The organism is Acinetobacter sp. F9 (genome assembly GCF_019195275.1).
In the GTDB taxonomy this organism is placed as follows: domain Bacteria; phylum Pseudomonadota; class Gammaproteobacteria; order Pseudomonadales; family Moraxellaceae; genus Acinetobacter; species Acinetobacter pseudolwoffii.
In genome coordinates this window covers 1,697,166-1,717,272 of sequence record NZ_CP078068.1, presented here as the reverse complement: position 1 = coordinate 1,717,272, position 20,107 = coordinate 1,697,166, and the positions used below count along the sequence as shown (strand labels likewise).

The window sequence follows — 20,107 nt, the reverse complement described above, 5'->3', positions numbered from 1 at the left end:
CTATGATAAAGAGATTTTTTATAAATGAAAAGTGTAAAAAATAATCAACAAAAAAGCCCGCAATCTGCGAGCTTTTTAGGCGAAAGGAAAATCAGATTTTCCAGTCCACAAAGTTTTTCAATAACTGCAAACCGGCGGTATGACTCTTTTCCGGATGGAACTGGGTCGCGAACAGGTTTTCTTGATGAATTGCGGTACAGAACTCGATGCCATAGGTACAAGTAGCTGCCACCAGGTCTGAATCTTGTGGCTCTACATAGTAGCTATGTACAAAGTAGAAACGTGCATCCTGTTCGATATTGTTCCACATCGGATGCTCTGGATCAGCCTGATGCACCTGGTTCCAGCCCATATGCGGCACTTTTAAGCCTGCCATTTCCGGAAAATGCTTGACCGCACCTTCGAAAATACCCAGTGCATCGGTACCGCCATTTTCTTCCGAATGCTGCATCAAGGCTTGCATACCCACGCAAATGGCCAATACCGGTTTGTTAAATACGGCATTGCGTACCACTTCATCAATCCCCGCTTCATGCATACCTTGCATACAGTCACGCATCGCGCCTACGCCCGGAAAGACAATCTTGTCTGCTTGTGCAATCAGTTTTGGATCATTGGTGACATCTACTGTGGCACCGACATGTTCGAGTGCTTTTGCCGCAGAGTGCAAATTTCCCATGCCATAATCAAGAAGGGCAATACGGGTCATTACAGTGTACCTTTGGTTGAAGCTACCGTGTTCGCAGCACGTGGATCCACTTCACAGGCCATACGCAGCGCACGCGCAAATGCTTTAAATACGCTTTCGATCTGGTGATGGCTGTTTTTGCCTTTCAGGTTGTCGATATGTACCGTCATCAAGGAGTGGTTTACAAAGCCCTGGAAAAACTCAGAGAATAAATCCACATCAAAACGGCCGATCATGGCACGGGTAAATGGAATATCCATAAATAGACCCGGACGGCCAGACAGATCTACCACGACACGGCTTAAAGACTCATCGAGTGGCGCATAGAAATGACCATAGCGTTTCAGGCCTTTTTTATCGCCCAATGCCTGTGCAAATGCCTGACCCAGCGTAATACCGCAGTCTTCCACAGTATGATGGTCATCAATTTCCAGATCGCCTTCACAATGAATATCAATATCAAACAAACCATGACGCTTGATTTGATCAATCATATGGTCTAAAAATGGAATACCCGTGTTTAAGGTGCCTTGACCAGTACCGTCGAGATTCAAACGAACTCGAATTTTGGTTTCGTTGGTATTTCTTACCACTTCACTGATACGATCTGTCATAGACACGTTCCTCAAATACGTCAAAATGATTGATGTAGAAAATATTTTCGCCGTGACGACGTCACCGCATATTAGATTGCTCAGGAGGGTTTATCAATGCCTATTACCGTACATGCCTATACTTCTTTAGAAAATGATGAAGTGCGCAGCCAGCTTGAGCGACTGTATGACACTAGCCCTGAATTTAGCGATGGGGCAGATGCCATGGAACAACTAGAGCAAAACCTTACACAGTATACCTCAGTTTATAGTGCAGAATTTAATACCAAGATTATCGGGGCAATCTGGTGCACCGGACAGGGAGAAAGCCGGATTCTGGAAAATATCGTGGTGCATCCGGCCAACCGCGGGCGTGGCGTTGCAGAAAGGCTGGTCAGTGAAGTCTGCCGCATGGAAGAAGAAAAAGGGGTCAAGAATTTTGTGCCGGGGTGTGGTGCCATCCATCGTTGTCTGGCCAATCTGGAAAAAATCTAAAAATAGATCAAGCAGTCGCAGCCTTCGGGCTGCTTTTTTTGTAAATAAGACTGCAGATTTGTTTTATTGGTGAAGTCTTTGGTAAAAACTGTTTAATTTATGACTCAAATTGATGCGAGTTGATGGAAAAGTAAACATTTGATGAAAATTATTCTCTGCGCTCTTGACGATTTAAAGCTGAAACTGTTTAATACGCGACATCGGCGTGATAGCTCAGTAGGTAGAGCAACGGATTGAAAATCCGTGTGTCCCCAGTTCGATCCTGGGTCTCGCCACCATATTTTAAAACATTTTAAAGTTTTCAATCCCTGATCCCATCAGGGATTTTTTTTAGACCAAAATTCAGTCATTCAATTATTTTTTTTATAATTTTGATTGACTAATGCAGCCAGATACGGCTTAATACACCGCATCGGCGTGATAGCTCAGTAGGTAGAGCAACGGATTGAAAATCCGTGTGTCCCCAGTTCGATCCTGGGTCTCGCCACCATATTCAAAAAATCCTCAAACCATGTTTGGGGATTTTTTTTGTCTGTAATGTTTGCCTACAACAAAATCAGATCAGAATTAAATCTATATTTTCTTATTGTTCCTGCCGTATTTTTTTCTATTTTTTATCCTGTTTATTCATTATTGACCGTTTATCAAACTTAACAATAGGCGCTTGTATTACTTGTAAGCTTTCAATCTGAAGCTTTCCTATTGTCCAAATGAGGGCTAAATCATGAATCTCCTAAAGCCGAGCATACTGGGCCTGATCACGGCCTGTGCTGCCTTTACACTGCCGATATCCAGCCATGCTGCACCTGCCACTGTGTCTGATCCGGTGGTATTGCCGACACTCACTGTCATGGCCGAACCGGAACTGCGCGCCGTGACTGAAAAAATGATGCCTTATCAGGAACAGAACAGCCAACTTAAGGCCCTGCAAATGCGTCTGATGAAAATCGAACGTGATATTCAGGCCTATAGCGTAGATGGCGACATTGCTGCGAATATTGATGTAATGCGGTCGCCGGTCGCCCCTGATCTGGATAGTCTGCCTGTGGTATTTCGTGAATATGTACTGGCAATAGCACAGGGTTTACAGTCTTCAGACCCAAGAAATGGTGTGTATGTCTTGCTGCAACCCTTTGGTATTAACCGGGATGCCACCAACGTGCAAATCGTACGTGAACAATTTGACCCAAATCGACTCAGCCTGAGCTTGCCATTTGATTCCAGATAATCGTTGTTGACAGCCTGAAGGCTTGGGTCTGCAGGATCAGCCAGCAGAAGATTTTGGATTAAATTACTTTCCGGGCACGATGATTCTTGCCTGAGCATGCCATATGAGCGGTCAAACCAAATCTCTTGAATTGTGTCTAAAAAATAAGCATAGTGTGTATTATCAATAAGATCTGACCGACAGAGCTGGAGCGTGTACATGCCGCGTGTTTTTATGATATTAGCCGCTGTTACGCTGGCAATTTTTATTGGACTGTTTTATCAAAATTCTGTCCAGCAAAAACATCAGGCCGAGTTGCTCGAGTATGAAACCGTGCTGGAAGAAAAAACCCAGAGCATTGTAAGGCAAGCACAGGACTGGTCTAAACCGATTCAGCTTGAGCTTGAGGATGATCGTCTGGATGGGGACTATGCCATCATGGCCGAATTTATGCTGGGTCAACTACGGGACAGTGCCGAGGAGCGCAATCAGTATCTACGCGACCTGAAAGCGGCCAACTGGCAGAATTTTCTGGATATTGACCGTCTGGCCAAGGATCAGGCACAAGACTATAAAGAAACCGAAGCCATGCTCAAGCAAGTGCATCAAATTGTGAACAGCTATCAGCAGCAAATTCAGCAGCGTGATGCCGAGCTGATCAATAAGGCACAGCAACTGGATATTAAAAACCGTTATCGCCAGCAGCTGACCGCGAACCTGCAAGCCGATCAACAGCAAAGTAATGCCCATGCGATCTTTGAGATTGAGAAACAAAGTCTGGCCAAGGCAGATGCCTTATTTGCCGTATTGAAAAAGCATAAATGGCAAAAGAAAAATAAAACTTTCATGTTTTATGAAGATAAAGCAGTGAAAGAGTTTAATGCGCTGTATAAAGAAATATTAAATCTGAATAAACAGATGCAACAGATTGCGACAGCAAACCAGAAAGCGGTTGAAAACAAGTTATAACCCTGTAGGCAATCACAGGATTGCCACATGACTGTCATCTGCTGTTCAAACTCAGTGCTTAAATTGAATGTGTCGCACAGATCACGACATAACATTTAAGCAGGTGAGTCATGCAAACAATTCAGGTTTTTGCTGATATTCAGCAGGTGTACGGTGAGTTTGTCGCAAATAAAATATGTCCAAAACTACAAAGTCTGAATAATGAGGGCAGGAGCCGATTTTTCTTGAATCAATATTTCAAGCTGATAGAGGACTGGCACTATACTGAACAGATTGTGATCCAGTTTAATCAGCAGTATTTCAGTCTGGATCTGGAAGGCGCGCCGGATTTTATGGATCAGGAAAATTATATGCGCTGGCTACAATCAGAACTACTGCATTAATCCAGTCACCCTATTCATTCTCTGGCTAAACTCAAGCTGTCGATCGAGGCCGCTTTTTTATTTTTCCAGATTTGGTCTGCATCTTGCTGCTGTATTGGCACAGCGTAAATAAGCGCTGATTCCAATTCCGGCCTGAACCAGCTATGCTGAAATGAATAAAACCGTCGCTATAAGCATGACAGGCGGCGCATGCATGAGATGGAGGGCGATATTGATGCAAGAACTGATTTGTTATAAGCAACTTCCGGTCTGGACAGAAAAGAGTATTCCTCAGGGCTTCAAGAATCAGCACAATACCAAAGCCGGGACTTGGGCCAAACTGACACTACTTAAAGGTGAGTTGCGTTTTGCCATGCTGGAAGCATCCGGTGCGGTGCAATCTGAACATGTATTTACACCAGAACAGCAACCGCCATTTATTGAACCTGAGGCTTGGCACAAGATTGTTTCTGCCAGCGAGGATGTCGAATGCCAGCTGCGTTTTTATTGCCGGCCTGAAGATTACTTCATCAAAAAATATCAGTTGAATCCTACCCATTCTGAAGTATTGGCTGCCATGCCCTATTTAAAGGGTGGCCGTGCGCTGGACGTCGGTTGCGGTACAGGACGTAATGCACTGTATTTAAGTCAGAATGGTTTTAATGTCGAAGCCTGGGATGTCAATGAAAACAGTTTGCAGACCTTAAGACAGATTGTGCAGACGGAGCACATTGATCACTTGCAGATCCAGCGCCGTGATCTCAACACAGATACCAGTATTACAGGCCAGTATGACTTCATTTACTGTACCGTGGTGATGATGTTCCTTGAGGCGAAAACCATTCCACCGCTCATTGCACAGATGCAGCAGGCGACCGTGCCGGGTGGTTATAATCTGATTGTCTGTGCGATGGATACGCCAGAGATTCCGGTACAGCCCGATTTTTCATTTAGCTTTAAGCCGGGCGAGTTACGGGCTTATTATGAGGACTGGAAGATTGTGAAATACAATGAAAATATTGGTGAGCTGCATCGGGTGGATGCGCAGGGCCAACGGATTAAACAGCATTTTGCGACCATGTTAGCGCAAAAGGTCGAATAAGTGCTTTAAGCTGCTGTTAAACTCTTGAATTAAAATGAGAGTGTTCAAAACAAAAAAAGATGTCGTAATGACATCTTTTTTATGCTCAAAAAATCTTAAGCAGCTTTTTTGAACCAAGAGAACCAGCCTTTTTTCTCAGCTTTTACGTCTGCTTGAGCAGCTTCGGCTTTCTCAGCAGCCGCTTCTTTTACTTCAGCAGCAGTTTCAACAGTTGCTTCTTTTGCTTCTGCTACTTCTGTTTTTGCAGCTTCAACTTGTTGTTCTGCGGTTGCTTGTGCAGTTTCTACTTGAGCAGTTGTTTCAGCTTTTACTGTTTCAACTTTCGCTTCAGTTGCTTGTTTTGCATCTGTAGCAGTGGCTTGAGCAGCTTCAACTTTTGCTTGCACAGGCGCAACCGCTTCTGTAGCAACAGTTTGAACTGTAGTGGTTGTAGCAGCAGGTGCTACTTGAGCTTCAGTTGCCATTGCAGATGCAGAAGTTGCTACGATTGCAGTCGCAAGCATTGTTTTAAGCATGTTCATATAAACCCCTTAAGGAAGTAGGAAAAAAGAGGCTTGATCATACACAGATAAAATTTAAGCGATTCATAATTAAGATTTTAATGGTGGAAAAATAAACCAATTTTACAAAGGGATAACATTCTAGTTTAAATAAAAAAGCTCCGAAGAGCTTTAACTAATGACATAAAGTTTTGGTCGAGGTTTAGATTCTTCATATTTAATTAAAGAATCAAATGTTAGTTCATTAAAGTCTTTTTCAGATATACGAATTTCATCGAGCATTTTCTGCTTACTAAATTTTGGATCTGAAGCTAATGTTAAAATTAATTTAGGAAGCATTACGCTTTCATCACGGTGAGTTTCGTTAGGCTCATTAATGTGATAACCTAAGGTATTAATTTTCATAGAGTTACTTCGATAAAACCAATCTGTTATACGTTGCAATTTATGCGATTTATAATTTATAGCCTTTAAAGATGTTCGTCATACTTTCTTATAGTCGATCATATTTTCAATCGTTAAATAAGAAGGAACTGTACTTAAAAAACCTTCAGTAGGCATTAAAAATTCTGAAGCAAACTTATCTGCTTCAGTTTCTAAAATACGATTGTCTACTTCATTGCGGACATATTTATTATGTGTGTGCATAACGGTGTGGCCTAATTCATGCGCACAATCGAATCTTACCCGTTCGGCAGATTTTGTATCATTCAAAAAAATAAACGGTGAGCCTGATTCATCATCAAAAAAAGAAAGGGCATCAATTTCTTTTTTTTGTATAAAAAACCCCGCACTAAGCGGGGTTTCTTTTTATCTCGGTATTTAAGAATTAAACACGTTCGATAATGGTCGCAATACCTTGACCCAAACCAATACACATGGTCGCAAGACCAATTTGCGTATCTTGCTGTTCCATCACGTTAAGCAGAGACGTGGTAATACGCGCACCAGAACAACCGAGTGGGTGACCCAACGCAATCGCACCACCGTTATGGTTCACGATGTCTTGCTTGTCATAAATGCCTAAGCCCTTAAGAACAGACAGACCTTGTGCAGCAAAGGCTTCGTTCAATTCAAAAGTTTGAATATCAGAAATCGCAAGGCCAGCACGTTTCAAGGCTTTTTGCGTTGCCGGAACTGGGCCATAACCCATGATCGCAGCATCACAACCTGCAACCGCCATAGAGCGAATTACAGCACGTGGCTTAAGACCTAAGGCTTGTGCACGCTCATAAGACATGAGCAACATTGCAGAAGCACCATCAGACAAGGCTGAAGAGGTTGCCGCAGTCACTGTACCGCCTTTCGGATCGAACACTGGACGTAAAGCACGGAATGATTCGATGTTGGCATCCGGACGGATCACTTCATCGATATCACACAGGATTTTATAGCCATCAGCGTTGTGACCTTCAATACCTACAATCTCGTTCTGGAACAGACCATTTTCAGTCGCAGCCCAGGCACGACGATGTGATTCCACACCAAAGGCATCCTGTTCCTCACGGCTAATGCCATTCATACGACCCAGCATTTCCGCAGTCAAGCCCATCATATTTGATGCTTTGGCATAATGCTTAGACGCTTCCGGGTTCAGGTCGATACCGTGCATCATGCCAACGTGACCCATGTGCTCGACACCACCAATGATGAAGATATCACCCTGATTGGTGGCAATTTGCGCAGCCGCAGTATGAATCGCCTGCATAGACGAACCACACAAACGGTTCACGGTTTGACCAGCCACAGTTTTCGGCAAGTCTGCCAGTAATGCGATATTACGGGCAATGTTCATCCCTTGTTCCAGAGTCTGGTTGACACAGCCCCAGATCACGTCTTCAACTTCATTCGGGTCGAATTCGTTACGTACCATCAGGGCACGGACAAGTTCAGCAGACAGGCTGTCCGCACGTACATTGCGGAACATACCGTTTTTGGTTTTACCCATTGCTGAACGTACGCCATCGACGATGACAACGTCACGTGGATTTAAAGTAGCCATTCACGTTGCTCCTTAACCGTAGAATTTTTTGTTGTTAGCAGCCATTTCACGCAACATTTCTGGCGCTTCATAAGCTTTACCAAGGTGCGCATACTTATTGCAAAGCGCAACATACTCAGCTACACCGGTTTGATCGATGTAACGGCATGGACCACCACGGAATGGAGGGAAACCGACACCCATAATCATGGCCATATCTGCTTCAGAAGCAGTCGCGACAATGTTGTCTTCCAGGCAACGAACCGTTTCGTTACAGAAAGCCAGCATCATACGATCAATGATTTCCTGAGCATCAAATTCACGTTTTTCCACAGTTGCAACAGAGGCCACAAGCTCATATGCAGTTGGATCAACCACTTTGGCTTTTTTGCCTTTACGGTCAAGTTCATACTTGTAGAAACCCACGTCGTTCTTTTGACCCAGACGTTTGTTCTCATACATGGTTTGAATCGAACCTTTGAAGTCCGGTTTCATACGATCCGGGAAGCCTTCAGCCATCACTTCTGCACCATGCACGCCAGTATCAATACCGACAACGTCCATCAGGTAAGCAGGGCCCATCGGCCAGCCGAATTTTTCCATCACTTTATCGATTTGCTGGAAATCAGCACCATCTTTAAGCAATAGGTCAAATGCACCGAAGTAAGGGAACAATACGCGGTTGACCAGGAAGCCCGGGCAGTCATTCACCACGATTGGTGTTTTACCCATTTTCTGAGCAAGTACCACAGTCGTTGCAATGGCTTCGTCAGAGGTCTTCGCGCCACGGATCACTTCAACCAAAGGCATCATATGTACCGGGTTAAAGAAGTGCATCCCCACGAAGTTCTCAGGACGTTGCAGGCTTTCAGCCAGACGCGTGATCGAAATCGTAGACGTATTTGAAGCAATGATGGTGTTCTCACGTACTGATTTTTCAGTATCAGCAAGTACAGCAGCTTTGATTTTAGGGTTTTCAGTTACCGCTTCAATCACGATATCCACTTCTTTAAACTCTTCCAGGCTTAAAGTCGGACGGATACGTGCAAGCGTTTCACCCATTTTTGCTGGTGTCATTTTTTTGCGTTCAACCTGTTTGGTCAACAGTTTGTTCGCTTCAGACATACCCAATGCAAGCTGTGGATTACCAATATCTTTCATAATGATTGGTGTGCCTTTGCTCGCCGCCTGATAAGCAATACCACCACCCATGATCCCAGCGCCAAGTACCGCCGCCTGGTTCACCGGATGCGCACCTTTTTCATAGCGCTTCGAGGTTTTTTTCACGATCTGGTCGTTCAGGAACAAACCGATCAATGCACCTGCTTGTGGCGTAACTGCAGCTTTGGCAAAGCCTTCAGCTTCAACTTTTAACGCGTCATCACGATGCAGGCTCGCACCGGCCTGTAATGAATCAAGCAGTAATTTTGGCGCCGGATATTGAGCCGGATTGGCTTTGGCCAAAACCATGCCTTTCGATGAGTTAAACGCCATCATCTGTTCAATCGGGCTGAGTTTAACCGGATCCAGTTTTTCCTGACGCTTGGTTCTCCAGTCTAAACGGCCATGAATCGCCTGTTTGACCAGATCAAGTGCAGCATCTTTAAGTTTGTCAGCAGCAACCACCGCATCTACAGCACCGTCTTTTAGTGCAGCAGCAGGCTTTTTCGGGTTGGCCATGGCCATCCATTCTACGGCGTTGTCGATACCGATCAGACGGCTTAAACGCACTGTACCACCGAAGCCCGGGAAAATGCCCAGCTTGATTTCAGGCAGACCGACTTGCGCCTGTTCTGACATGACACGGTAGTCACACACCAGACACATTTCAAAACCACCACCCAGTGCCATACCATTAATGGCCGCCACTTTAGGAATGTCGAGATCTTCGAAGCTGTTGAAAATTTCATGTACCGGCATCGCCCAGTCAACAATTGCTTGTTCACCCTGAGCAAAGTTATCGCCGAATTCAGTGATATCGGCACCGACAATAAATGTAGATTTGCCTGAAGTGACAATCAGACCTTGAATATCGGCATGGGAGACGGCTTCAATAGCAGCCTTGAAATCTTCAATCGTTGCACGGTTGAATTTGTTAACAGACTCACCTTGTAAGTCAAAGCGGAATTCTGCAATCCCGTCCTCTAGCATTTGGACGGTAATGGCATTGCCAGCGTGGATCATGCCCTGATCTCCTTTATTTTGGAGGACTTCTAAGTTGATGTTGTGAAGCAAATGCGCATATCCCGCGCACTTTTAGACTTCGCTAATCTTACGATAACTATATCCAAAAAGAACATAACAAGTTGTATCAAGCCGTGACGCAAGGGTCATCAATTTTTGCCGAATCGATTCCATCTGCGCTGTATTTTTGTTGCCGTTTTTAACCACAGCCTGAACTAAAGATTCTGTTTCAATTCATTATTTTTTATCGATTAGCCTGATTGATATGGAGCAGGGTGGACAATATTCAAGAGCAGGCTTTACCGCTATTTGGTCAATTCAGTCAATTATCGGCCTGTGGAACAAGGGAAATCAGGGCTGAATCTCGCTCAGTACAGGGCGTGCAGGCATGTATAGATATTTTCGGATCAGCCGCAATAAAACTGCAGTTGATTGTTTTAGTCGAGGGTTTTCTGAGGATTTCAGCCCCAGCATGCCTATGTTGATGCTAGGCCTGAAATAACAGTGCTTCTGTTGGATATGACCTCTGTCATCTGGCACAGAATTGTTTATGATGATTAGGCACATAGATATGGGGATCTCGATGCAGGTATTTCGTTCCAAAAAAGACTGGTGGCTGGTCGCTTTTCTGATCTGTATGAGTGGCCTGTTACTGCAACTGCTGCTGACCATGCAGGCCAAAGGCACCCTGCAGCAATATCCACTGCACACTGCCATCTACATTCTGACCATTATTATTCTGTGGTGGCCGCTGTGGAGTACGCGCTATGTGCTGGAAAATGGGGTGTTGAGCATTAAAAGCCTGTGGTTGAGCTGGCAGATTCCGTTGAGCGCCATCCAGTCCATTCAGCCGACGGATCATTCCATTATTGCACCGGCCTTGTCCTTAAAGCGTCTGCGGATTGACTATACGGAAGACGGCGTGCAGAAATTTGTATTGGTTTCACCTAAAGATCCGACCACTTTTAGACAAGCGATTCAAGCAAATAAACCGGATATTGAGTCTGCATGATTTAAGCTTTTGCTTGCTCAGGCAGAACCACAAATTGTCCATCGACACAGTCCAGATGCAGACTGAACTGCTCGGGCTGGCTTAAAAAATACAGCGCCAGAACCGGTTCCAGTTCGGTACGCAGCTTGCGGCCCAAATGCCGGGCGCCGTAACGAATATCATGCCCTTGATAAAAATAGGCTTTGGCTGCATCCGATAAATGTACTTGTCGGTTTTGATGTTGCAGGCGTTTATTGAGTTTTTCCAGTTCAATTTCGACCAGACGCGGCAGGGCATCATGCTGTACCGCCTGATAATGCAGGCTGCGGTCAATCCGGTTTAGAAATTCAGGATCGAATTTACGCTGCATGACTTTTTCAATAATGCGCTGGGTGGGTACATGTTTCAGGCACAGTGCCTGTATTTGCTGTGGCAGGTAGCTGAGTTTTTCCAGATATTGCTGTGCCGCCTGTGCGCCGACATTACTGGTCATAAAGATCATGCAGTTACGAAAATCAATAGTTTTGGTTCCAGCTGTCAGGGTCAATCTGCCAGTATCCAGCACATTCATCAAACCACGAATCACCTCGTTACTGGCTTTTTCCAGTTCATCAAACAGCATGATGCCGGGACGGGTATGGCTGCCGGCAATCGCCGTTTCATCAAACAGGCTATGACCTTCTTTAGAACCGACATAACCTGGCGGCGCACCGGTGAGTGCTGCGGCATAATGTTCCTGTGCCAGAGTGTTCATGTCAATCCGGCAGAAAGCATCCGGACGACCATAAATCGCTTCGGCAATCAGACGCACGGTTTCAGTTTTACCCACGCCGGTTGGGCCGAGCATCAAGGTGACCGAGAGTGGACGCTCCGGACTGGAGAAATCGGCCTTGACCACATGCAGCATTTTTTCAATTTCATTCAGTGCGGCATCCTGTCCAATCATCCGTTCACGCAGCAATTGCATCACGTGATTCGGCTCGAAATGAAAACGCGGTTTGCCAATCCGGCGATCACGCTCAGAGGGGTGATGGGTGGAGCTGGATGGTTGAACAATATGGATGCCCGATTGCTGCATGGTCATGCGAATCATCTCAAAACTAGACCCTTCGAGCATAGCAAAGTTAAAGGTTGAAATTTAGAGCTTTTAGCAATCAGATCATGCGCAGAAAGCTATAGATTGCAAAGATGGCTGAGCTATAGTTTTAAATTGGGTGTCAAGTTGAGGGGAATTTTGTGTTTTCGCTTGAAAATAACCGAATAATCATCACATATATCTGCAGATTGCATGTAAAAAATAGGCTTTAGGTGAACGAAAACGCACGTCCTCATATCGAGAAAATTCTGGCCAATATGACCAGCCTGCCCGGGGTCTACCGGATGTATGGCAAAGACGGCGAACTGTTGTATGTGGGGAAAGCCAAAAATCTAAAAAACCGGGTCTCCAGCTATTTTGTCAAAACGCTGGATCATCCCAAAACCCAGGCCTTGGTGGCGCGGATTTATGATATTCAGACCTTGGTGGTGCGCTCTGAAACCGAAGCCTTGTTGCTGGAACAGAACCTGATCAAGCTGCATCATCCGCCGTATAACATTATGCTGCGCGATGATAAATCTTATGTCTATATCTTTGTTTCCGCAGATAAACCTTATCCACGACTGGCCAGTGGGCGCGGCAAGGGCAAGCATCAGGTCGGCAAGTTTTTTGGGCCTTATCCGAGTGCCTATACCGCCCGGGATACCTTGGTGGTGCTGCAAAAACTGTTTAATGTGCGTTCCTGTGAAAACAGCTTTTTTGCCAACCGAACCCGTCCTTGTCTGCAATACCAGATCAAGCGCTGTTCTGCGCCCTGTGTCGGATTTATCTCTCCGGAAGACTACAAAGCAGATGTGGATAACTCGATTCGCTTTTTGCAGGGCGATACCAAGGAGCTGAATCAGGAACTGATCGCAAAAATGGAAGCGGCAGCCGAAGCTCTGGAATTTGAAAAAGCCGTGTTCTATCGCGATCGGATGGCACTGTTAAGAGAGGTGCAGTCACAGCAGGCGATTTATAAGCTCAAAGGCGAAGCCGATATCCTGTCTATTGCTTATCAGGCCGGGGTGACCTGTGTGCAGATCATGCATGTGCGCAACGGTAAAATGCTCGGCGGAAAAAGCTATTTCCCGGATATGCTCAGTGATGATCTAGGGCAGATGCTTGCCGATTTTATTGCCAATTTCTATTTTCAGGTGGCGGATGAAATTCCGGCCGAGCTGATTGTCAATGTCGAAGTGGCCGATCGCAAGGAACTGGAAGCTGCCTTGTCGCAGCATTTTGACAAGAAAATCCAGATCAAGTCCAAGGTTCGTGAAACCCGCGCGGAATGGCTGGAACTGGCACAAATGAATGTACAGCATGCGATTCAGGGCAAGCTGGCCAATCATTTTGAACTGAATGACCGTTTCCATCAGCTGGAACAGGTGGTCGGCCGCCCGGTGGACCGGATCGAATGTTTTGATATTTCGCATACCATGGGTGAAGACACTATCGCATCTTGTGTGGTATTTGATAGTGGTGGGGTACGTAAACGTGATTATCGTCAGTTTTCCATCCATGATATTCAGGCGGGCGATGACTATGCCGCCATGCGTCAGGCCTTAACCCGTCGCTATAAAAAAGCCATGCTGCCAGATTTACTCCTGATTGATGGCGGCAAGGGGCAACTGCATATGGCGATGGAAGTGATGCAGGAACTGGGACTGGAGGCCTTTATGGTCGGTGTGTCCAAAGGCGAGGGGCGTAAACCCGGTCTGGAAACCCTGCACTTTACCGATGGTCGCAAGATTCAGTTGCCAGAAGATCATAAGGCACTCCATTTGATTCAGCAGGTGCGGGATGAAGCGCATCGCTTTGCGATTACCAAGCACCGCGCCAAACGCGATAAAAAACGCGGTTCATCGGTATTAGAAGTCATTCCGGGCCTTGGGCCAAAACGCCGTCGTGACCTGTTGACCCATTTTGGCGGGATTCAGGGGGTACTGAAAGCCTCAGAAAGAGATCTGCAACTGGTGCCGGGATTGGGTTCAGTCATGGCACGGATGATCTATAAAGTGCTGCATGAATAATCATCAAGCCCAATGCAAGGGCAAAAGAGCACATTGACGCACGGGTCATTGATCATTCACAGCAGAGCAAGCTTGACTCAATATACTGAGGATCAAGACTCACTGAGGGATCAACATGTCTTTGCAGGCGCTTTATGCACAAATTTCCGAACAGGAATGGGTGGAATTTCCATCAGGGTGGTTACAGGGGCGCACCCTGTATGGTGGTCTGGCTGCAGCAATGATGATGCAAAAAGCGGTTATTCAGATCAATGATCCGGCCAAACATCTGCTCAGTTGCAGCGTCACCTTTGTTGGGCCGATCCAACAGGCGAAAGTGCGACTGAGTGCTGAAATTTTGCGGGAAGGTAAGTCGGTCACCACCATCGAAGTACGTCTATGGCAAGACGAGGTAGTACAAAGTATTCTGATTGCCAGTTTTGGTATCTCGCGTGACTCGGAAATTCAGGTGCAGCAAGAAGAACAGGCACCTGACTATGCTGCACCAGAGCAGCTGTTGCAGATTCCTGCGGGTTATGGCCTGCCAGAATGTTATGACCATTTTGAAATCGCCTGGGCGGACGTCAATCTGCCTTGTAGTGCCAGCTCACGTCCGGACTTTGGCGGCTGGTGCCGTTTTCATCCTGAAAAGCATAGCAATCGTGAATTCCTGATCGCTGACCTGATGGCAATTTTCGACATCTGGCCACCTGGTGTACTGCCGATGTTTAAAAGTATGGCACCCGCGAGTAGTCTGACCTGGAGCGTGACCTATGTGCATCCGCTTCAGCATCAACTGCATGATTGGTTTAAATATAAAGTATTTACGGATCATGCTGCGGATGGTTATGCAACCGAGCATGCCTATCTCTGGGATGCAGAAAATCGCCTGATTGCGATGGCAAGACAAACAGTGACGGTGTTTGCCTAGTGACACTGACAGCCAATTCGTATAAAGTGAAGCCTATTAATGATGGATCAAACCTCTAAAAAAGTGTGCATTTTCATCGTACATGAGGGGAACAATTGGCGGTGTCTATGACTACAGGTCGTATCCTGAATATTCCAAATATCTTGACCTTGGCGCGTATCGCTCTTATTCCGGTATTTTTATTGGTGGCTTACTGGCCGCCTGCAATGGGCTTTGAAGCCAACCATTCCGACATGACACGGCATATTATTTTGACCACGATTTTTGTAGTGGCTGCAGTGACGGACTGGTTTGATGGCTATCTGGCTCGAACTTTAAACCAGACCTCTGCTTTTGGCCGTTTTCTCGATCCGGTCGCAGATAAATTGATGGTCGCAGCTGCGCTGATTGTATTGGTGCAATGGCAACCTTCAATGTCGATGGCTTTTGCTGCGATTGTGATTATTTCACGTGAAATTACTGTTTCAGCATTACGTGAATGGATGGCAGAACTGGGTGCACGAACCAATGTTGCAGTATCAACCGTGGGTAAGTACAAAACGGCTTTTCAGATGATTGCGATTACCGTGTTTTTGCTGAACTGGCCACCACTGGAAATGCTGGCCTATGCCTTGTTGTACACAGCAGTCATCCTGACTTTATGGTCGATGTTTATTTATCTGAAAGCGGCTTGGCCCTATTTGAAACAGCCTTAAGCAAAATTAAAAAAATAAGCTCCTTGAAAGGGGCTTTTTTTATGCTCCGAAATTATCAAAATTTGATAAATCACAGGCAAAAAAATACCCAGCCTTTGGGGGAAGAACTGGGATGAAATCGGGGTATTTGTTGCTTATTGTTATAGTTATTCAAAGATATCTCATCTTCTTAGAGCTCATTATAGAGAGACCATTTTACAAAATCATATGACTTCTTGTAGCAGATTGTTGTGTTTTGTGATCAGTCTGTATGTAAGATTTACAATCTATAATTTTGATACAAATATGAATGTTTTTCAGCAGGATAGTGGCTGACTATTGGCGGGGGATAGGCTAGGTAAAAATGCTTTTTAATCCTTCAGCTTTTGTCTAAAAAGTACAGAATACCGGCCGCCGCCCAATCAAAACCCTGAATTCAAGACATCAATAACTTAGCTTGCTGCTATTACTCTGTTCTTGAAATTTGAAAGCGCTATTGGAAAGAAAGATTTATAATTTCAGAAATGAAAAAGAGCCTCAAAAGAGACTCTTTTAGATTAAAGCCTACGCGCAGCATAGCTGCTTGTCTTGCGTTCGGGTGGAGCAGCGCTCCACTAATCCTCACTCAGGCTTTAGCCCTTCAGCTTTTTCCAAAGTTTCGTCATTGCTAAAGAACTTTTCACGTTGTTCTTCTAGAAACTTTTTCGCGTCCGGTTCAAATACGTTTAAACGCTTTTCATTAATCAGCGTAGTCTGGTGTTTGAGCCATTCCTGCCAAGCCTGTTTAGACACATGGTCAAACAGTTCCTGACCCTTGGGGCCTGGGAAGGGTGCAAAGTCCAGGCCTTCCATTTCTTGTTGATACTTACGGCAAAATACTTGTCGAGACATATCAATACTCCGAATTTAAGCTAAAAAAGTTAAGCGTAAAGATTTTCTAAGCGAGTATAAGCACGGGCAATAGCAGCTTCGACTTGCGCAGGTGCAGTTCCACCAATATGGTTACGTGCATTTACCGAGGCTTCAAGTGTTAACGCTTTTTCAAATACATCGGCCTGAATCAGGTCAGAGAACTGTTGAAGTTGCTCAAGTGTCAGCTCAGACAAATCTTTCGACTCTGCGACACCCAGTGCTACAGCTTTGCCGACAATTTCGTGCGCATCACGGAATGCCACGCCATTTTTCACCAGGTAATCTGCCAGATCAGTCGCAGTAGAGAAACCACGTAGCGCTGCTTCGCGCATTTCAGCAATGTTTGGAACCAGTGCAGGAATCATGTCGGCAAATGCCATCAATGAACCACGTACCGTATCGATCGCATCAAACAAGGGTTCTTTGTCTTCCTGATTGTCTTTGTTGTACGCCAGCGGCTGGCCTTTCATCAGGGTCAGCAGGCTCATCAGGTCGCCATAGACACGGCCGGTTTTACCACGTACCAGTTCAGGCACATCCGGGTTTTTCTTCTGTGGCATGATTGAAGAGCCTGTACAGAAACGATCTGGAATATTCACGAATTTGAACTGCGCTGAAGTCCATAGAATCAGTTCTTCAGACATACGAGACAAGTGCATCATAATTAACGATGCAGCGGCATTAAATTCAATTGCAAAATCACGATCCGATACTGCGTCTAAAGAGTTTTCAGCAACGGCTTCAAAACCTAACAGCTCAGCGGTGTAAGCACGCTCAATCGGGTAGGTGGTTCCTGCAAGTGCAGCAGAACCCAGTGGCATACGGTTGACACGTTTACGGCAATCAATCAGACGCTCAGAGTCGCGTACCAGCATTTCAAACCAGGCCATTAAGTGATGACCAAAAGTCACCGGCTGAGCGGTTTGTAAATGGGTGAAGCCCGGCATGATGGTATCGGTATTTTTAGCCGCCAAGCTTAAAATACCTTTTTGTAATTTTTCGAGTAATTTTAAAATCGCATCAATTTCATCACGTACATAAAGACGAATGTCAGTTGCGACCTGATCATTACGGCTACGGCCAGTGTGTAATTTCTTGCCTGTGATGCCAATACGCTGAGTCAGGCGCGACTCAATGTTCATGTGCACATCTTCTAGGTCAATGCGCCATTCGAACTTACCTGCTTCAATATCGGCTTGAATGGCAGTCAGACCTTCGATGATGTCATCGCGTTCCTGTGCCGTCAGTACGCCTACTTTGGCCAGCATGGTTGCATGGGCAATCGAGCCTGCAATATCCTGTTTATAAAAACGTTGGTCAAATTGAACAGATGCTGTAAATTCAGCAACAAAAGCATCAGTCGCTTCAGAGAAACGACCACCCCACATACCCGAAGTCTGGGCTTGTGATGGATTAGAGGAATTAGAAGATGTGGTCATGTCGGCTCAATCAGATTAAAAGCAGTAGAACGAAAAAGAGTATAACAAATTCAAAGCCCATTGCCGAAGTCACATCTGCTCAATCTTTCGCATCGATAAACGGGCAAACACAAAGTTCCTATTTTTTTAGCCAGATTGGCAATCTTCGCTATTTGCTGGAACTGTTTGTCGGCGGCAATATTCTGGCCATGATTCTAGCGCTCGCAGAAGCACAGTCGTGGCAAGCTTTAAATGCGATGCATCTGCTGCAATATATGCTGTATATCAACTGGGTACTGTTATGTTTTGCAGCACTGGTGGAATTATTCCATCAGGCCTTTCAGCATATGGGGATTAAGCTGGCGCTCATTTCCGGTTTTTTGCTACTACAGGCCATTGTGGTGCTGACCACCATCAGTCTGAATGTTGTGATACATTTTGGAATGAATTTTAATTTTCAGGGCTTAAACCTGGCAATTGCCCTGGATCAGGTTGGGTTACATCTCAGTTTGGGTGTTTTGCTCGGTATGTTTTGTTTTCGCTACCTGTATTTGCGTGAACAATGGGAACAGCAGCAGCATAGTGAACTGAATGCCCGGATTCAGGCCATGCAAGCGCGGATTCAACCGCATTTTCTGTTCAATAGTATGAACAGTGTGATTAGCCTGATCAGCATCGATCCGGATAAAGCCGAACATATGCTGCTGAATCTGTCCCGCTTATTTCGTGCCAGTTTTCAGGAGTTGAAACTGGTCAGTCTGCAAGAGGAAATTGATCTGTGCCAGCGCTATCTGGAGATTGAGCAGATCCGTTTGGGTGAACGCCTGCAAATCGAATGGAAGTTAGAAAACAAAGACTTATACTCACAAGTACAAATCCCATTATTAACTTTACAACCCTTGTTAGAAAATAGTATTTTCCATGGAGTTGAAAAAATTCTCACAAAGAGTACGATAAGCATATTGGTTGAAATATTGCAAAATCAAATTAATATCATCATTACTAACCCTTATACGCAGGATAATAAAACTTTAAAAAAGGGGCATGGTATTGCAATAGAAAATGTCAGACAGCGTCTGCAAGCTTATTACGGACCCAGTATGACCTTTCAAACCTTTGCCGGCGAAGGGATGTTTACGACGGTAGTGCGATATCAATATAAATAAAAATAAATCAAAGAAATCGCAGTTAGCTTTATCATGTATTTGATCATGTTAACTGGGTAAGGAGGAGCAATGGACATCCTGATTTGTGATGATGAGCCTTTGGCTGTCGAGCGATTATCACGTTTGGTCTCTCAGCTGGGGCATGATGTGGTGGCGACTGCAAGTCATGGTCGTCAAGCGATTGATCTGGCTCACCAATACGAACCCGATGTCATACTATTAGATATTCAAATGCCTGAAATGAATGGCCTTGCTTGTGCGCAGTATTTGCGTCAGCTGGACCCGATGCCGGCAATTATCTTTTGTACGGCCTATGACCAACATGCGCTGGATGCATTTAAATCAAATGCCGAAGGCTACTTGCTTAAACCCGTGATGCAACAGGAATTGGCACAGGTTTTGGAGCACTTAACTAAACTTACCCAAGCTCAGATGAGCCAACTAAAACAAAAAGAAAATATGGACGAAATCAATATCAGCCGCCAGCAGATTGCGGCAAAGACCTATCGTGGTGTCGAATTGGTGCCAGTTGAAAATATCTATTATTTTCTGGCGGATCAGAAATATGTCACTGTACGTCATAAAAACGGCAGTGTACTGATTGATGAAACCTTAAAGGAGCTAGAGCAGGAGTTTGGGAACCAGTTTATCCGTATTCATCGTAATGCCTTGATCTCGGTGAATTATCTGGATGGTCTGGAAGTGGTCAGTTCAGGTCAGTATCAGGTGCGTTGTCGTGAGCTGGACGACCGTTTAGCGGTCAGTCGGCGACATTTGCCATTTTTAAGGGATCGGATTCAAAAGCTATAGCAGGAATCAATGAGAGCATTCAGTTGAAACTTGTATA

Annotated in this window: 19 protein-coding genes, 2 tRNA genes and 1 pseudogene; 13 read left to right on the top strand and 9 right to left on the bottom strand. The window is 45.2% G+C overall.

Going from position 1 to position 20,107, the window contains the following annotated elements:
• Positions 1 to 91: 91 nt before the first annotated feature.
• Together hisH and hisB are read right to left on the bottom strand one after the other, a co-directional pair.
• Positions 92 to 709: an imidazole glycerol phosphate synthase subunit HisH gene (gene hisH / locus KT990_RS08225; RefSeq protein WP_218208606.1), complete on the bottom strand. Its 618-nt coding sequence runs from the start codon at positions 707 to 709 to the stop codon at positions 92 to 94.
• The gene (hisB, locus tag KT990_RS08220; RefSeq protein ID WP_005095198.1) at positions 709 to 1,302 is read right to left on the bottom strand and encodes an imidazoleglycerol-phosphate dehydratase HisB; all 594 of its coding nucleotides are present in this window, start codon (positions 1,300 to 1,302) and stop codon (positions 709 to 711) included. Before hisB ends, hisH begins: the two co-directional genes overlap by 1 nt.
• 96 nt (positions 1,303 to 1,398) lie before the next feature.
• Between hisB and KT990_RS08215 the strand changes: the two genes are divergently transcribed.
• The 7 genes from KT990_RS08215 to tehB all read left to right on the top strand — a co-directional run bounded on the left by KT990_RS08215 (position 1,399) and on the right by tehB (position 5,416).
• Positions 1,399 to 1,776, top strand: a complete 378-nt coding sequence (locus tag KT990_RS08215) for a GNAT family N-acetyltransferase (protein WP_005095200.1) — start codon at positions 1,399 to 1,401, stop codon at positions 1,774 to 1,776.
• Between the two features lie 202 nt (positions 1,777 to 1,978).
• A tRNA-Phe gene (locus tag KT990_RS08210) sits at positions 1,979 to 2,054 on the top strand.
• Positions 2,055 to 2,190: 136 nt separating this feature from the next.
• Positions 2,191 to 2,266, top strand: a tRNA-Phe gene (locus KT990_RS08205).
• A gap of 234 nt (positions 2,267 to 2,500) precedes the next feature.
• Entirely contained in the window at positions 2,501 to 3,004 is a 504-nt protein-coding gene (locus tag KT990_RS08200) for a hypothetical protein (protein WP_100534500.1), read from the top strand.
• Between the two features lie 198 nt (positions 3,005 to 3,202).
• A complete protein-coding gene (locus KT990_RS08195) occupies positions 3,203 to 3,952 on the top strand; it encodes a hypothetical protein (RefSeq protein ID WP_005173124.1) in 750 nt (249 codons plus the stop codon).
• 110 nt (positions 3,953 to 4,062) lie between these two features.
• Entirely contained in the window at positions 4,063 to 4,335 is a 273-nt protein-coding gene (locus KT990_RS08190) for a hypothetical protein (RefSeq protein WP_005095207.1), read from the top strand.
• Between the two features lie 214 nt (positions 4,336 to 4,549).
• Entirely contained in the window at positions 4,550 to 5,416 is an 867-nt protein-coding gene (gene tehB, locus KT990_RS08185) for an SAM-dependent methyltransferase TehB (RefSeq protein WP_218208605.1), read from the top strand.
• Positions 5,417 to 5,511: 95 nt separating this feature from the next.
• Here the strand turns inward: tehB and KT990_RS08180 are convergent, their stop codons facing one another.
• From KT990_RS08180 to fadB, 4 genes and pseudogenes are all read right to left on the bottom strand, one after another.
• A complete protein-coding gene (locus KT990_RS08180; protein WP_100329468.1) occupies positions 5,512 to 5,937 on the bottom strand; it encodes a hypothetical protein in 426 nt (141 codons plus the stop codon).
• Between the two features lie 150 nt (positions 5,938 to 6,087).
• A pseudogene (locus tag KT990_RS13625) lies at positions 6,088 to 6,687 on the bottom strand (ImmA/IrrE family metallo-endopeptidase); the annotation flags it as partial.
• A 58-nt stretch (positions 6,688 to 6,745) separates the two neighbouring features.
• Entirely contained in the window at positions 6,746 to 7,918 is a 1,173-nt protein-coding gene (gene fadA / locus KT990_RS08170; RefSeq protein WP_218208604.1) for an acetyl-CoA C-acyltransferase FadA, read from the bottom strand.
• Between the two features lie 12 nt (positions 7,919 to 7,930).
• Entirely contained in the window at positions 7,931 to 10,081 is a 2,151-nt protein-coding gene (gene fadB / locus KT990_RS08165) for a fatty acid oxidation complex subunit alpha FadB (RefSeq protein WP_005173108.1), read from the bottom strand.
• A gap of 583 nt (positions 10,082 to 10,664) precedes the next feature.
• Here fadB and KT990_RS08160 point away from each other — a divergent pair.
• A complete protein-coding gene (locus tag KT990_RS08160; protein WP_035337533.1) occupies positions 10,665 to 11,093 on the top strand; it encodes a PH domain-containing protein in 429 nt (142 codons plus the stop codon).
• A 1-nt stretch (position 11,094) separates the two neighbouring features.
• Here the strand turns inward: KT990_RS08160 and KT990_RS08155 are convergent, their stop codons facing one another.
• On the bottom strand, positions 11,095 to 12,156 hold the full coding sequence (locus KT990_RS08155) for an AAA family ATPase (RefSeq protein ID WP_218208603.1): 1,062 nt from the start codon (positions 12,154 to 12,156) through the stop codon (positions 11,095 to 11,097).
• A gap of 224 nt (positions 12,157 to 12,380) precedes the next feature.
• Between KT990_RS08155 and uvrC the strand changes: the two genes are divergently transcribed.
• The 3 genes from uvrC to pgsA all read left to right on the top strand — a co-directional run bounded on the left by uvrC (position 12,381) and on the right by pgsA (position 15,785).
• Positions 12,381 to 14,180: an excinuclease ABC subunit UvrC gene (gene uvrC, locus KT990_RS08150; RefSeq protein WP_218208602.1), complete on the top strand. Its 1,800-nt coding sequence runs from the start codon at positions 12,381 to 12,383 to the stop codon at positions 14,178 to 14,180.
• A gap of 115 nt (positions 14,181 to 14,295) precedes the next feature.
• Entirely contained in the window at positions 14,296 to 15,090 is a 795-nt protein-coding gene (locus KT990_RS08145) for a thioesterase family protein (protein WP_005095227.1), read from the top strand.
• Between the two features lie 107 nt (positions 15,091 to 15,197).
• Positions 15,198 to 15,785, top strand: a complete 588-nt coding sequence (gene pgsA, locus KT990_RS08140) for a CDP-diacylglycerol--glycerol-3-phosphate 3-phosphatidyltransferase (protein WP_005095228.1) — start codon at positions 15,198 to 15,200, stop codon at positions 15,783 to 15,785.
• Between the two features lie 600 nt (positions 15,786 to 16,385).
• Here pgsA and KT990_RS08135 read toward each other — a convergent pair.
• Both KT990_RS08135 and argH read right to left on the bottom strand, forming a co-directional pair.
• The gene (locus tag KT990_RS08135; RefSeq protein WP_005095230.1) at positions 16,386 to 16,655 is read right to left on the bottom strand and encodes an oxidative damage protection protein; all 270 of its coding nucleotides are present in this window, start codon (positions 16,653 to 16,655) and stop codon (positions 16,386 to 16,388) included.
• A gap of 29 nt (positions 16,656 to 16,684) precedes the next feature.
• Complete coding sequence (gene argH / locus KT990_RS08130; RefSeq protein ID WP_171294103.1) at positions 16,685 to 18,115, bottom strand: argininosuccinate lyase; 1,431 nt, start codon at positions 18,113 to 18,115, stop codon at positions 16,685 to 16,687.
• Between argH and KT990_RS08125 the strand changes: the two genes are divergently transcribed.
• Both KT990_RS08125 and KT990_RS08120 read left to right on the top strand, forming a co-directional pair.
• Positions 18,106 to 19,260: a sensor histidine kinase gene (locus KT990_RS08125; protein WP_005173075.1), complete on the top strand. Its 1,155-nt coding sequence runs from the start codon at positions 18,106 to 18,108 to the stop codon at positions 19,258 to 19,260. The two genes, argH and KT990_RS08125, sit on opposite strands and share 10 nt — an antisense overlap.
• A gap of 69 nt (positions 19,261 to 19,329) precedes the next feature.
• A complete protein-coding gene (locus KT990_RS08120; protein WP_005095238.1) occupies positions 19,330 to 20,070 on the top strand; it encodes a LytR/AlgR family response regulator transcription factor in 741 nt (246 codons plus the stop codon).
• Positions 20,071 to 20,107: the final 37 nt, after the last annotated feature.